This window comes from Paenibacillus sp. strain BS8-2 (genome assembly GCF_054483835.1).
Genome location: NZ_CM137010.1, coordinates 5,875,394 through 5,887,834, shown reverse-complemented (window position 1 = coordinate 5,887,834; position 12,441 = coordinate 5,875,394). Strand labels below are relative to the sequence as shown.

The window sequence follows — 12,441 nt, the reverse complement described above, 5'->3', positions numbered from 1 at the left end:
TGTGACATAAACCATATATTTTATCAATAGTCAGTAGTAGTCCGCTGATTAATACGGTAGCCGGTTTAATCTTCCTCGACAAGGCCGAGGATAGAATTAAGGCGGTGATAGGATGGAGTTATGGACAGGACTTGGTATGGTATTGTCAGCATTAGTAGTCTTCTGGTTGATGCGGCTTACAAACGAAATTCAGAGACTCATTGACGGACTAGCATGCGCGGCGCTTGTCGTCTTCGGGACAATTGCGGGAGCTGCCGTTGCCAGAACACTGGCGAATGATACGGTATTTATGACCGAGGTTCACAGCGTATTGCTGAACTGGGCATTTTTGATCGCCGGGGCTTATTTGGGAATCTACGGGGCGGCTCGGCTTGCATACCTTGTTTGGCCGCGGCGATGATAAATTATGTCTGCTACTTGTCCCTGGACAATTCATCCAGTATGATAGGCAGAGATTGGATGAAGGAGTGAGGTCAAACTTGGAAGAGAGAAAGTTAAGCAGGCCGATTGCTGTTATTTTTGATATGGATGGTACATTGTTCGAGACTGATACCTTACTTGTGAACGTGCATCAAAGAGTCTTTGGCACGCTGCGCGAAGAGGGTCTATATACAGGAGCGACACCTCCGGTGGAGCAACTGCTTGCGTGTCTTGGTATGGTGCTTAAGGATTTATGGCGTAAGCTGATCCCGGATTCCAGCGAAGAGGCACGGGCTAGAGCAGACGTGTTGCTGCTGCAATACGAGCTTGAAGGGCTTGAAGCAGGAGAAGGCCGACTCTATGCAGGCGTGAAGGAAACGCTTGAGGCGCTGAAGGCCGGGGGCAGTAAGCTGTTCGTCGCCAGCAACGGACTCGAAGACTACGTAAAGGAAATCGCACGCTTCAAGGAGATCGCGCCATTATTCGACGGGCTGTATAGCGCGGGCGAATATGGGACGACAAGCAAAGTCGATCTCGTTGCTCGCTTGCTGAGTGATCATGATCTTACGCCGTCCAAGGATATATGGATGGTAGGGGATCGTTCTTCGGATGTAGAAGCTGGGGGACGGAACGGTCTGACGACGGTAGGCTGCGCTTATGCCGTATACGGCAAACAGGCCGAGCTTGCAGAGGCGGACGTTCGGATCAGCAAGTTCCCGGAGTTGCTCTCGATTCAACAATAACCTTAGTGAATGACAAGATATCAAAAAACACTTTGTTTCCGGGAGAGTATACGCCGGAAGCAAAGTGTTTTTTGTTAAGAATCAACGGAATCACGGACGGCTTCTTCAGCTGCGGGTTTGCGCTGTTTGTGCTTATGACGCCATATCGCGTATTCCAGCGGTCGTATGATCGCTTGCCGATAGGTATCCGCTTCCCCTGCCCGGATAAATACTTCTCTGGCTGGCTTCGGATTGACCTCGATTAACCAGATCCGACCGGTCTTGTCGATCGCGAGATCGATCGCGAGCTCGCACAGCGCCCCGCAGACTAACTCCAGATAGGCAGCAAGGCCGACACCAAATGATTCGACCTCGCGTTTAACCGCAATTCGTTTGTCGTTATCCCGGATCCATTGCTCCAGCAACGCATCCATCTTTACCGCGCGCCCGCCGCCATGCAGGTTGGCAGTAATGCTGCCGGAGGCTCCGACTCTGCCTGCACAGCCGGTCATCTGCCAGATGCCCTCGCCGTTCTTCTGAACGAGCAGACGATAGTCATGCACGCGGCCATTAGACAACTTAAGCTGCAGACCTTGCTGTACGATATAGCGGACATCCTTCAAATTCCATTTTTCCAGATAACTGCCCAGCTTTTCACTGCTCATGCGTTGCGGAGGAACGATCTTACGATCCTGATCGCGCCCTTGTACGAACAGCAGGCCATCCCGCCTTTTCTCGATACGCAAGATGCCTCGCCCGCCGGTACCGTTAATTGGCTTCAAATAAAGCAGAGAATGGGATTTCAGCATGTCCCGAATATCGTCCACGGAATGGATGTAACGGGTTCTCGGCAAATACGTGCTGAAGCGGTTGTCCTTCGATAATAACGTATGAATCTGCCACTTATTGCGCAGTGGACGATTGAGAAACGTCAAATGGCTATAACGCGAGCGGAATTTCAGCAATTGATCGAACCGAGGCGATTGCTGAATTCTGCAACGATCGAATATGAGGGACGGAAATGAGGTCCATCGCCGGACCCATCGTCCCGATTCTGGATGATAGAATAACGCATGTATACGATGTTTGGCATCATTGACATCCTGTGGCGTAAACACGAATATGTGCAGCCCGAGTTTACGCCCTTCTACGGTCATGTGCTCATAATATTTTTTTTCTTCGAGCTTGCCTGCATCATTGAGGTAGAGTGTCAATATGCCCAGTACGGGCTGCGTCATGCAGGATTCCCCTTTCGAACCTAAGCGTCGATTTGCCAGTCGGGCCTCTATGAATGGATACTGCTTTCATGCCGATTCGGAAGCATAGTGCCATGCTGGGTACGTTGTCGGACGCGACGTGACAGGCCAGACGTCCGAGACGTCCTATCATTGCTTTCATCAGAACCGTTCCTGCGCCAAGCCTGCGAGCATCAGGCCTGACGACGAGCAGGCAGCCGCCGTCCCCGCCATCTATTGCGAAGCCTAACCCCGTTATTCGGCCCCCCTGCTTCGTGACCGCAATAACCGCCTTGCTGTATCCGCTGCCGTCTGTAAGAAGCGCCGCGGCATCCAAATCACGGAGCGCTTGAAGAGAGGAGATCGTGATACGCTTCTCTCCGTTGCGGAGCACGAATCCGACCATTCTCCTTCGCTCTGCACGCCATAATTCCGGTGTCAGCAGCAGCAGATCCATATTATGCGCCTCCCGCTTTGTTCTTTGTTTTATTGCGAATCACGTAGCCGCTGTATTGGAAGATACGTTCTAAGGACTTCTGGCGGATATGGGGTTCGTCAAACTTCATCGGCTTGGAGTTCGCCTCGAAGAACCAGAGATGTCCTTCGCTGTCCACGCCAAGATCCATCGACATTTCACACAGCCGTTGTCTGGAAGCGCGTTCGATCTGTCTAGCGATTAACACCGTCGTAAGCCTTACCTTTTGTAAAAGTATATGAGCGATCTCCGAATCAAATGAATTCGTGAGGAGCTTCTCGGGATCCTCGATCCGTCCCCCTCTGGGGACATGTGTAGTGATGCTGGATACGCCTGCGAGTCTAGCCCCGAGCCCGGTTAGCTCCCATAGGCCTGACCGGTTCTTTTGTACAAGAGCTCTGAGATCGAATCGGCGATCCTTGAACGAGGCGAGCGGGATGCCTTGCTGTGCGATATAAGGTACACCGCCGCTTTGTTTTTGGATACGAATCCAAAGCTTCTGCATCGTTGAGCAGTTATAGGTAGAGCTTTTTTTGTCTTCCTGTATTTTGAGACGGTAAGGCAATGATTTCTCTTGGTGCACACGGACAGTCATTATCCCTTTTCCCGCTTTGCCGCTCTCCGGCTTGAGATAGAGATAATCATGTTTGCGCATCAGCCTGCCTAGACCGCTTACTGTAACCAGACGCCTGGTCGTGGGAATAAACGGTTTGGTTCGACTGGATTTGCGAAGCCATTCGAACAACTGCCACTTATTGAAGAAGGAAGGGTTAAACAACGTGAGTCTTGGATGGTTGCGGCATGCTGCAATTTTTTGTCTGACAGCCGGCTGCATCTCGTCTTCCCTCTGAGGAATGCGGTTATAGATGATGTTCGGGAATGGCAACAGCACTTGCTGCCAATTCCCTGTATCTTTATGGTAGACGTAGCCCTTCAGCTTCTTGCGGTGAAGGTAAAGCTCCTTGACCGTCAAAACATAAACGATGAAGCCAAATGACTGACCGGTACGGATTAAATCGGTAAAGTTGTCGCGATTGCCGCGGAAGCTGCCGCCAGGTTCTTCGACAGTTAGAATGGCTAAGACGTGCATGGAGCTGGTAATGGAGGCTACCTGCGTTTCTCGTTCCTCCTGCGAATGAATAGTCATTGACCCGACCCTCCTTGGAAGCGGCTCAAATACAGGCAATGGTCCACGATGTAGGAGACGGAAGCTTTGCCCTCCGAACGAAGCGCTGGGAGCTTGAAGATCGAACGTCCCGGTTTGGCATTCGCTTCGAACATCCAGACATCGCCCGTCTTATCGATGCCGATATCGAGGCCAAGCTCGCCAAGTCGATGCGGATAGTTGCGTTCGATCGCTTCGGAAAGCTTGACGGCGACACGCCGCGCTTTCTCCAGCATGGCGTCTGCTTCGCTTCCGAAGGTTCGGCTAAGCGCTTGATCCGGAGTAAGCAAGGAGCCGCCGTTCTTGACATGCGTAGTGACGCTGCCTCTCCCGGCTTTCTTAGCCCCTACGCCGGCTGCGATCCAGCGGTTGCTTCCGTTCTTGTGCATATGAAACCTGAAGTCGATGGGACACCGATCCAGCTCAATGAGCTGTATGCCTTGTTGCGCAACATAACCGCTCATCCGGCTGCCAAGCCGAGCCTGCAGCATGCGCATCATCGTCTGGAAGCTGCTGTATCTAACGAGAACATTTTCGCTGCCGCGGCGGTATCGGACGAAATAACCGCGGCGAGGATGGTACGTCAGGCGATAAATTCCAATACCAAGGCTGCCGCCGCCAGGTTTGTAATACAGAAATTTATGTTTGTCTAACATTTCTTTTATTTTGGCAGAGGACGGATTGGGAACAGACTCGGGCAGATGGGCCAGTGCTTCGGGATCGTTATCGATCAGCTTGTAAACATCCGCTTTGTTGAGAAAGCTCCAATTAAAGATGGGAATTTGACGTTTGACGAAACGCTCGCGAACCGCGCTAATATAAGCCGATGTTTCCGCCTTGCGATTGGGCAGACGATTGTAAATCACATCCGGAAGCGGCACGATTCTGCGGTACCAGCCCCCTTGCGGATTGAGGAAATAACCGTTGACGGTTTCTTGCTGCCAGTTAATATCGCCTGGTGTAAAGCTGAACATAAATGCTTTGCGATCGCCGGAACGAATGACTTGCTTAATAAAGCCGGAGCGAGTGCCAAAGGGGTAACTTTCGGCATTATGAATCGTGTCCGTTAGTATGCCTACCAATGGTCCTAGCTGTATTTCGTTGTCGCCATTGGTCTGAACGTAGACAACGCCGGATTTGGGGACCCGGATTGTTTGACGGACGCCAGACGACAGGTATAAGTGATGCCCCGCACGTTTGAGTGGTTTGATCACGACAGTAAGGACGTCACCACCTAGCCGGAGCAGGGTTGACTTCTTGCCGGTTAGCTGGAGTTGTGCCATGAGGGATCTGGAGACGTACACGATCTTATCGGATGTCTGTGTGAAATGGACATTGCAAGTTGTCAAACTCATCGATAAACCTCCTGAACTATTGAAGACCATAACCTCATGGCCGATTTTTCGGTAGTGGATGCGAGAGGTGGCGGGCGGTTTCGCTCGTGGTTGTTAACGTTTTGGCGTTGCGCTGACTCAGATAACGTGCATATTGCAGTAGTCGAGTGATCGACATTTCGGCTGCCGCGCGATCCCCGGATTGACGGAAGGAGTCGCGTCCAGGCTTGGCGTTAACCTCTAACAGCCAGAGCTTGCCGCTCGGTTCTAGACCGAAGTCGAATGCTAATTCGCCGAAACGTCCGAAATTCTCTTCGAGAAGTACAGCGGTCTGTGCGCTTATCGTATGAATTTTGCTTAGCAAATGTTCGGCTTTGGATCGCATAAAGCTTGCGGCAAGCGTTTCTTCCGCAGGTTTGGCGGTACCGCCGCCGTGCAGATTGGAGGTCATGGATTCCGTTTTGCCCAGTCGAGCGGCACTTCCGGATACTTGCCACAACCCTTTCTCGTCCTTCTGAAGCAAGACGCGAATATCGTATGGCCGGTCATCCGCGGTACGCAGCGGGAGATAAGGCTGTATGAGGAAGGGGGAGCTCCCTATAAAAGATTGAAGCCACTGACCGAGCGCATCAAAGCTTGTAAATGTTTCCTTAAAGGGGGCGTTGTTACGCGTTCTGCCCCGCACGATTAGCTCGTTTTCTGCCGCATAGGGGGCATCGATGTGCAGGAAGCCTCTTCCCTGCATGCCCGCAGCAGGTTTGAGGACGACGCCAAGTGGTAGTTCTAGCAGTTGATGCTCGAGCTGGCTAATGTTACGGTACATGGCTGTTGTGGGCAAGTAAGGAGCAATCGTCGAGTAGCTTCGCAAGCAATCGTATACGCGGAGCTTGGAAGGGAGCCTGCCGTTAATCCGTTCATGGTGCTTCCATTCGCTCATCGCGTCCAGTGCGGCGGCGCATCGTCTTCGATTGTGGGCCGACTTGGGAAAGCTGCGGTCATAGACGACGTCAGGCAGAGGCACTCTGGCGGGCTGCCAGCTCCCTTCCTCGAGCCTGCAGCCGATTAGTGTGCCGGACGCTGAGTCGAAGCTGTCTGGAGAAAACACGAATACATCTATCCCAAGCGCTGCCGAAGCAGTGCTCATATTGCGGCACAGATTGGGCTCCGGCGGGATAATTGTGCCAGGCGCCGTCGCCTTGTTCCCCGCTAGCGAAGCTGCCATAATGCCAAGTGCGATCGTTCTTTGCGGCATGGCTGCTGCCTCCTTAGAATCCCGACAGGTGTCGGGCGTATTGAATCATCATACGGACGGAAGGCCGAATTTTACCTTCGGTTAAAGGGGTATTGTCGTTTTTGGATGGTTTCGAATTGACCTCGAGCAACCAGACCTTACCGCTTATATCGAGCGCAAGATCGATGCCAAGCTCTCCGAAGTGCGCTGGAATGTGAGTGTCAATCCCGTGAGCGATTTGCAAAGCCGCGATCTGAAGCCGTTTGGCTGAATCCAGCCTGCTGACGCTATTGCTTAAATTACTTTTCGTTACAGCCGCGCTGACGGTACTAAGCGTTCCTCCGCGAGCCAAGTTGGAAACGAACTGCTGGCTGCCTGCCGTGCGCGCCACAATGGAGGTAATGATCCACTTCCCCGTGGCGTTTTTCTGTACGAGCGCCCGAAAGTCGACTGGACGCTTCTGTATTTCGATTAATTGCAACCCTTGCTGAATTTGATAACGGGCTGTCTTCATCTTGGCCGAGATAGAGGCATATAGTTTCGGCAAGACAGGGTAGACGACTCGCTTCGATCCCGCGCTGGTAGCGTGTAAAGCTTGATAGCTCATGCCATCCAGTTGGGATACGCGAATAATGCCTTTTCCCAGACTTCCGCGCGCTGGCTTTAGGAATACATGACTGTAACGCTCGCACATTTTCTTCAATGTTGCGTAGTTGCGAAGGCGATGTGATTCCGGCAAATACCGGTGGAGCTCGGCGTCCTTCTGCAGCGCATCAAACACTTCGGTTTTGTCGAGAAACTTCTCGTTGAACACAGAGGTTCCATGAAGACGTTTGGATTCGCTTAGAAATGTCTGGACCCCTGGATCATTCTCCAATTTCCTGCTGGTCAACCGATTATTCACGATATCCGGAACCGGCATTCGATGCTTCCTCCAGCCAGCGTCATACAACCAGCCGTCGACATGATTGGCATTGCCAGTTAGTCCATGAGGCGTAAAGAAGTATACGGATGCGCCTTGCGCCTTACAGGCCTCGACGAGCTCCTTGCAAAACATGGTAATGGTACCGAAGGGCTTATCTGGAGCTGCTGGATCGTCGCGGCTGATAAGGACGCCGATGAGTGGACCGACGGATATGGTACCCGAGCGATAAGAGAACCGCAGAGACGTTCGACCGGCGCTTGGCAGTCCCATCCGCTCAGCAAGTTGAGGACTGATGCGGAGAGTGTCCGACTTCGCAGAAGGAATGATCTTAAGCGCCTGGCGGAACGATCCGAACTTCAGCAGCACATGCTGCCCAACCGGTATTTTCCATAGCTTCACATAGGCATCGCCTAACATGACCGTATCCTCCGGCAGTGTGCCGGAGCTCGTCACCTGTATGGCAACTTTCGTTTTGAGCATTTCGATTCTCCTTCCAAACCAGGAGCTATTGCGAATAGAGACATAGGCCTATGGGTGTTTGCACGAACTAATGCATCATATGAGGCATACGCCGTGTTTGTGATAGTGCAATGTCATATGTGGAACGGCGTGAGCATATATATCAAGCAATCGCGGACAGGCCGACTGAAGTAGGCTGGGGAAAGGAGCGGATAACGATGGAGAATAAAAAAACAAGCAAGCTGAAGCACGGTATTTATACGTTGATCGCAGCAGGAATGTTATTCTACGCATTTGCGGATGTCAGGCTCGACGAATTGGAAGGAACGGGTGGCGTATTCTGGTTCATATGGCTGGCTTTTGCGATCGTAATTATGGCTGCCAATATCAACACGCTGCTATTGACACAGGAGAAACGTGAGGCGCTCGCACAGGTGAAGCGCGCCAAGCTGCGGCGCAGAGAACAATCGATCACGAACTTTGTGAATCGGCGTGTCAACGAAAAAGGTACTCGCGTTCGAGGACGCTGATTAGCCGAACATTAGGCGCGTATTTGTGCAAATTCGGATGATAGACAAAATGGCGGTACCAGTGGATGAGCCCTGGTACCGCCATTTTTTTTGTTGATTTCCCTAAAGGGGAAAGCTTGATTACGTTTGTTATTCCATCTCACGAAACTGAACGAGCTGCTTGACAAACCGATACACGGCTTCTTGTTCCTTCAGGTTTAGTCCAATCATCTGGCTTTTGATTTTATCCGAATAGTTGGAGGATTCTCCTTGATCCATTCGGCTTGGAGTGCCGAGCTGAACAAGCTCCTCCAGCGGAGTGTTCATCGCGAGTGCAATTTTTCCCAATACATCGATGGTCGGATTTTTTTCACCGCGTTCGACTTGTCCCATATAAGATGCGTTGATTTCGGCACGAAGAGCTAATTGCTCTTGGCTCAATCCTTTGGATTTGCGCGCAAGCCGTATGTTTTCGCCGATTTGGCGGCCAATATCACTCATTCGTGTCACCTCTAGCCTAACGATAGAGTTTTGGAAGCCGCACGGGCAACGTCTTATAGTATGCAACTAAAATAGTGACTATAGTCATTGACTATTAAGTGGATGATTTATTATAATTATCATAAAAATGCCAAATGTGATAGAGTAGTGGCGATTATGGGTGAAGCAGGGTGATTAAGCCATGATGGTAGAAGAATTTGAGTTTTATCGTAATGTGAGGGCGAATTATTGTAATGTTCCTTTTTTATTCTGGTTTACCTATCGGTTATCACACCGTCACAATAAAACAGGATTAGCCAAAGGATCGTTCAGCTGCGGCGTTAACGCACATACGCAGAAGCTTGAATATACGTTAGAACTTGAGACGGAGATGGTCCATCGGCCTTACAGTGAGAGCGGGACCATTCTATTCTCCAGTATATATGAGGAGATCGTGCCGCAAGTAATTTCTTACAAAAATGTGATCATTCACAAGCAGCGTTATCGCGTACCGATTACATACGACTGGCATGATTTCGTGCGGAGCAGCGCCAAGGCGGGTATACACAAAGTTTCGATTCAGGCGTTGCTCCGGAAGTGGAAGCTTCGCGGAGTCGGCGATACGTTTGTTGACGCCAACTTCAAGGTGACGAAAGTACAGATAGACTGGTAGTGTAATTATGTTGTCCAGTTCTCTATAATGGAAGGTAACGAGGAGTGATTCAGGTATGCCTTCCAACCATGATTCGGGCAACGACACAAGCACGAAACACGAACTAATTATTCAGCATATCCAGGGATTAGCGGTTGGTACGAAAATATCGGTGCGCGCCATTGCCAAACATTTGGGCGTCAGCGAAGGAACTGTATTTAAGGCATTTAAGGATGCGGAGGCATCCGGTTTGGTAAGCACCAAGGAGCGGATCGGCACGGTTCGGATCGATCGAAAGCGGCGAGAAGCGCTGGATCAGCTGACATTTGGTGAAGTAGCGGAGATCGTCGAGGCGCGAATCTTCGGCAGCGGCGATGGACTCGACAAGTCGCTTCATAAGTTCGTGATCGGAGCGATGGAGCTGGATGCCATGTTACGTTATATTGATAGCGGCAGTCTGCTGATCGTAGGCAACCGCATCAGCGCACACCGCTGCGCTTTGGAGCAGGGGGCAGGCGTTCTTATTACAGGCGGCTTCGAGCCAAGCGGTGAAGTGGTGCGGCTGGCGGACGAACAGGGACTGCCGATACTGACCTCGCGGCATGACACATTTACTGTGGCCTCCATGATCAACAGGGCGATGTTTGACCGGCTTATTAAACGCAAGATTATGCTTCTCGAAGATATAGTCACCTTCAGCAAACCTGCCGATGTAATCAAATCAGGCTCTACACTCTCTGACTTCCACCGTTTGACCCGCGAGACGGGCAACTTCCGTTTTCCGGTTGTGGACGATAGAGGTCGCGTCATCGGCATGATTACGGCAATGGATGCAATCGGCTCCTCTACCGAAGCGGTTGTGGACCGTGTCATGACACGCAATCCGATTACCGCAGCTCCGAACATCACCGTTACTTCGGCTGCTCATACGATGGCCGCAGAGGGGATTGACCTGCTGCCGATCGTCGATCGCAACCGCAAACTGCTCGGGGTCGTTACACGAAGAGAAGTGCTGGATTCCATGCGCTTCGCAGGCAAGCAACCGGAATCCGGTGAAACATTTGAGGATCTGATGTGGTCGGGGTTTATTCAGACCGAATCGAACGGGTCAGAAGAAGCGAGCATCAGCTACAAAGGTGCGATTACGCCGCAGATGTCTGGCGCGCTGGGCATGGCCTCGGAAGGATTAATTTCAACACTGATGATGCAGGCTGCGCGGCGGATGATCCGGGAAACGGGCAAACGCGACTTTCTGCTGGAGAGTATGACGTCTTATTACGTAAGACCCGTTCAAATCGACAGCGAGGTTACGATTAAACCGAAGGCGATGGAACTTTCAAGAAAGTTCTCCAAGCTCGAGATCGAGGTGCTCGACTCCAAGGGGCTAGCAGCCAAGGCGATGCTGACGGCACAGATGATCGATCCGTATTAATCGATCACATATCATTAGCCTCCTAAGGTTGAGGCGGGCCTCGAAGAGATCGGAAAATCAACTACATGGAGCTCTATCCTCCCACAGGGGAGCCAATGAGATCGAAAAAACGATCTCACCGAGTATTTGATATGAGGCATTCGGATGCCGAGATAAAAACAAACGGAGTGGGGTTATCCCCGCTCCGTTGCTCGTATTGCGCCTAGATTACGAAGTCCGGCGAATAGATTAAACAATCCAATGACCATAAAGATTGAACCGATCACGATCTTGAATGTCGATTCGTCCGACATGAACAGCTGGATGATCGACATAAATAGCAGCATGACTCCCATGCTAATATTCATGCGGGCCGCGTTAACGGCGCGTACTCTAGAATCGGGAGAACGTCTGGACTTAAAGCTAAAGAAAACGGAAAGCACTAACGAGACGAGGATGATCGGGACCAGTATCGTTTGCAGAAGTTCCAATTGTTCCATTCGTATTTGTTGCTCCTTTGTTTTTTGTTTGCGTAGTCCTTATATCGTCGTCTATTGTACCACGTTTGTCCCGAATTTGCTTCATCAAGCGGGCGGTTTGGCTTTGAGGCGAGCTGACATCCATACCTGCAGTACATTATCTGCAAGAAGCACTGTTTTGAGTTCTACCCCGTAATCCTTTCCGCTTACATCCGCATATATTTTGCTTTCGAGCAGCTTGCGCGCAAGATTGGCGTCTGCGTCTATATCGTAGATACTTCGTCCGATCAGGATAGAGAGATCTTCTTTTAGCCGCTTCGCTAGCTCCATTTCCGTCATACGATCCAGTTTCGTTGCCCGATCCGACTCTTCCAGGACTCGAATTTGTATACTCTTAATGACAGTATGCTGGTTTTTGTACAATTTCAATTTCTTAATATCCTCTTCGTATTGCTCCAGCTTGGCCTCCAAAGCATTTAAGGTATTGTAATTCGATTCGAACTGCGCGACGAACAACGAATGAAGAACTACGGCCCCGACGATCGCACCTACCAGGAACGTCCCCAGCATTCGCATCGCGTTTATATATTTGTCGAAAGCCGGCAATCGCATGTTACGCCGCTCCTTTGCACGCGAGCTTGATCAGCTCCGTAGCCATATGCGCCCCTAAGAAAGCGAAAATGATAAATGCGATTTGCTGCGCAACAGGTGACAATTGTCCTGCTGTAAAGTTGCTTTCGATGACTCTGACGGGATCAACCGAGCCGCCAATTGCGGCAACGATCGCCCATATTTTGAGCCGAAGCGCTGTATCCAGCATGACTGTCGCAGGTGGAAGCGTCATAAAGACGGAGCCAACTCCGGCTAACATGGCACCTCCGAGCACGATTCCGAACGCAATAAAAAAATCAAGACCTGCCTTGGACAAAAAGTAGGACAAGCCA

General features: G+C 51.0%; 15 protein-coding genes. 5 read left to right on the top strand and 10 right to left on the bottom strand.

The window, feature by feature from the left end:
* Positions 1-112 precede the first annotated feature (112 nt).
* Together ACX1C1_RS25445 and ACX1C1_RS25440 are read left to right on the top strand one after the other, a co-directional pair.
* Entirely contained in the window at positions 113-400 is a 288-nt protein-coding gene (locus tag ACX1C1_RS25445) for a hypothetical protein (protein WP_458954907.1), read from the top strand.
* A 79-nt stretch (positions 401-479) separates the two neighbouring features.
* Positions 480-1,163, top strand: coding sequence for an HAD family hydrolase (locus tag ACX1C1_RS25440; protein WP_458954906.1), 684 nt, complete (start codon positions 480-482; stop codon positions 1,161-1,163).
* Between the two features lie 74 nt (positions 1,164-1,237).
* Here the strand turns inward: ACX1C1_RS25440 and ACX1C1_RS25435 are convergent, their stop codons facing one another.
* The 6 genes from ACX1C1_RS25435 to ACX1C1_RS25410 are packed head-to-tail and all read right to left on the bottom strand — an operon-like array spanning position 1,238 to position 7,987.
* Positions 1,238-2,380, bottom strand: a complete 1,143-nt coding sequence (locus ACX1C1_RS25435; RefSeq protein ID WP_458954905.1) for a YheC/YheD family endospore coat-associated protein — start codon at positions 2,378-2,380, stop codon at positions 1,238-1,240.
* Complete coding sequence (locus ACX1C1_RS25430; protein ID WP_458954904.1) at positions 2,337-2,834, bottom strand: GNAT family N-acetyltransferase; 498 nt, start codon at positions 2,832-2,834, stop codon at positions 2,337-2,339. The genes ACX1C1_RS25435 and ACX1C1_RS25430 overlap by 44 nt, the downstream gene beginning before the upstream one ends.
* A 1-nt stretch (position 2,835) precedes the next feature.
* Entirely contained in the window at positions 2,836-3,999 is a 1,164-nt protein-coding gene (locus ACX1C1_RS25425) for a YheC/YheD family endospore coat-associated protein (RefSeq protein ID WP_458954903.1), read from the bottom strand.
* Positions 3,996-5,372 carry a YheC/YheD family endospore coat-associated protein gene (locus ACX1C1_RS25420; protein WP_458954902.1) on the bottom strand — a complete coding sequence of 459 codons (1,377 nt, stop codon included), beginning with the start codon at positions 5,370-5,372 and terminating at the stop codon, positions 3,996-3,998. Before ACX1C1_RS25420 ends, ACX1C1_RS25425 begins: the two co-directional genes overlap by 4 nt.
* A gap of 34 nt (positions 5,373-5,406) precedes the next feature.
* Complete coding sequence (locus ACX1C1_RS25415) at positions 5,407-6,603, bottom strand: YheC/YheD family endospore coat-associated protein (protein ID WP_458954901.1); 1,197 nt, start codon at positions 6,601-6,603, stop codon at positions 5,407-5,409.
* 13 nt (positions 6,604-6,616) lie between these two features.
* Positions 6,617-7,987 carry a YheC/YheD family endospore coat-associated protein gene (locus tag ACX1C1_RS25410; RefSeq protein ID WP_458954900.1) on the bottom strand — a complete coding sequence of 457 codons (1,371 nt, stop codon included), beginning with the start codon at positions 7,985-7,987 and terminating at the stop codon, positions 6,617-6,619.
* A 197-nt stretch (positions 7,988-8,184) separates the two neighbouring features.
* Here ACX1C1_RS25410 and ACX1C1_RS25405 point away from each other — a divergent pair, with 197 nt between their 5' ends.
* On the top strand, positions 8,185-8,496 hold the full coding sequence (locus tag ACX1C1_RS25405) for a hypothetical protein (RefSeq protein ID WP_458954899.1): 312 nt from the start codon (positions 8,185-8,187) through the stop codon (positions 8,494-8,496).
* 129 nt (positions 8,497-8,625) lie between these two features.
* On the opposite strand, the gene ACX1C1_RS25400 is transcribed toward ACX1C1_RS25405, so the two are convergent.
* Positions 8,626-8,976, bottom strand: coding sequence for a helix-turn-helix domain-containing protein (locus ACX1C1_RS25400; protein WP_458954898.1), 351 nt, complete (start codon positions 8,974-8,976; stop codon positions 8,626-8,628).
* Positions 8,977-9,157: 181 nt separating this feature from the next.
* Between ACX1C1_RS25400 and ACX1C1_RS25395 the strand changes: the two genes are divergently transcribed.
* Together ACX1C1_RS25395 and ACX1C1_RS25390 are read left to right on the top strand one after the other, a co-directional pair.
* Positions 9,158-9,628: a hypothetical protein gene (locus tag ACX1C1_RS25395; protein ID WP_458954897.1), complete on the top strand. Its 471-nt coding sequence runs from the start codon at positions 9,158-9,160 to the stop codon at positions 9,626-9,628.
* Positions 9,629-9,683: 55 nt separating this feature from the next.
* On the top strand, positions 9,684-11,039 hold the full coding sequence (locus ACX1C1_RS25390; RefSeq protein ID WP_458954896.1) for a DRTGG domain-containing protein: 1,356 nt from the start codon (positions 9,684-9,686) through the stop codon (positions 11,037-11,039).
* A 173-nt stretch (positions 11,040-11,212) separates the two neighbouring features.
* Here the strand turns inward: ACX1C1_RS25390 and ACX1C1_RS25385 are convergent, their stop codons facing one another.
* The 3 genes from ACX1C1_RS25385 to ACX1C1_RS25375 all read right to left on the bottom strand — a co-directional run bounded on the left by ACX1C1_RS25385 (position 11,213) and on the right by ACX1C1_RS25375 (position 12,437).
* The gene (locus ACX1C1_RS25385) at positions 11,213-11,518 is read right to left on the bottom strand and encodes a YtpI family protein (protein ID WP_458954895.1); all 306 of its coding nucleotides are present in this window, start codon (positions 11,516-11,518) and stop codon (positions 11,213-11,215) included.
* A gap of 84 nt (positions 11,519-11,602) precedes the next feature.
* Positions 11,603-12,109, bottom strand: coding sequence for a hypothetical protein (locus ACX1C1_RS25380; protein ID WP_458954894.1), 507 nt, complete (start codon positions 12,107-12,109; stop codon positions 11,603-11,605).
* 1 nt (position 12,110) lies between these two features.
* Positions 12,111-12,437 carry a YtrH family sporulation protein gene (locus ACX1C1_RS25375; RefSeq protein ID WP_458954893.1) on the bottom strand — a complete coding sequence of 109 codons (327 nt, stop codon included), beginning with the start codon at positions 12,435-12,437 and terminating at the stop codon, positions 12,111-12,113.
* Positions 12,438-12,441: the final 4 nt, after the last annotated feature.

Coding starts and splice junctions, on each gene's coding strand:
- ACX1C1_RS25445 (WP_458954907.1), top strand. CDS start 113: ATGGAGTTATGGACAGGACTTGGTATGGTATTGTCAGCATTAGTAGTC.
- ACX1C1_RS25435 (WP_458954905.1), bottom strand. CDS start 2,380: ATGACGCAGCCCGTACTGGGCATATTGACACTCTACCTCAATGATGCA.
- ACX1C1_RS25430 (WP_458954904.1), bottom strand. CDS start 2,834: ATGGATCTGCTGCTGCTGACACCGGAATTATGGCGTGCAGAGCGAAGG.
- ACX1C1_RS25425 (WP_458954903.1), bottom strand. CDS start 3,999: ATGACTATTCATTCGCAGGAGGAACGAGAAACGCAGGTAGCCTCCATT.
- ACX1C1_RS25420 (WP_458954902.1), bottom strand. CDS start 5,372: ATGAGTTTGACAACTTGCAATGTCCATTTCACACAGACATCCGATAAG.
- ACX1C1_RS25415 (WP_458954901.1), bottom strand. CDS start 6,603: ATGCCGCAAAGAACGATCGCACTTGGCATTATGGCAGCTTCGCTAGCG.
- ACX1C1_RS25410 (WP_458954900.1), bottom strand. CDS start 7,987: ATGCTCAAAACGAAAGTTGCCATACAGGTGACGAGCTCCGGCACACTG.
- ACX1C1_RS25405 (WP_458954899.1), top strand. CDS start 8,185: ATGGAGAATAAAAAAACAAGCAAGCTGAAGCACGGTATTTATACGTTG.
- ACX1C1_RS25400 (WP_458954898.1), bottom strand. CDS start 8,976: ATGAGTGATATTGGCCGCCAAATCGGCGAAAACATACGGCTTGCGCGC.
- ACX1C1_RS25395 (WP_458954897.1), top strand. CDS start 9,158: ATGATGGTAGAAGAATTTGAGTTTTATCGTAATGTGAGGGCGAATTAT.
- ACX1C1_RS25390 (WP_458954896.1), top strand. CDS start 9,684: ATGCCTTCCAACCATGATTCGGGCAACGACACAAGCACGAAACACGAA.
- ACX1C1_RS25385 (WP_458954895.1), bottom strand. CDS start 11,518: ATGGAACAATTGGAACTTCTGCAAACGATACTGGTCCCGATCATCCTC.
- ACX1C1_RS25380 (WP_458954894.1), bottom strand. CDS start 12,109: ATGCGATTGCCGGCTTTCGACAAATATATAAACGCGATGCGAATGCTG.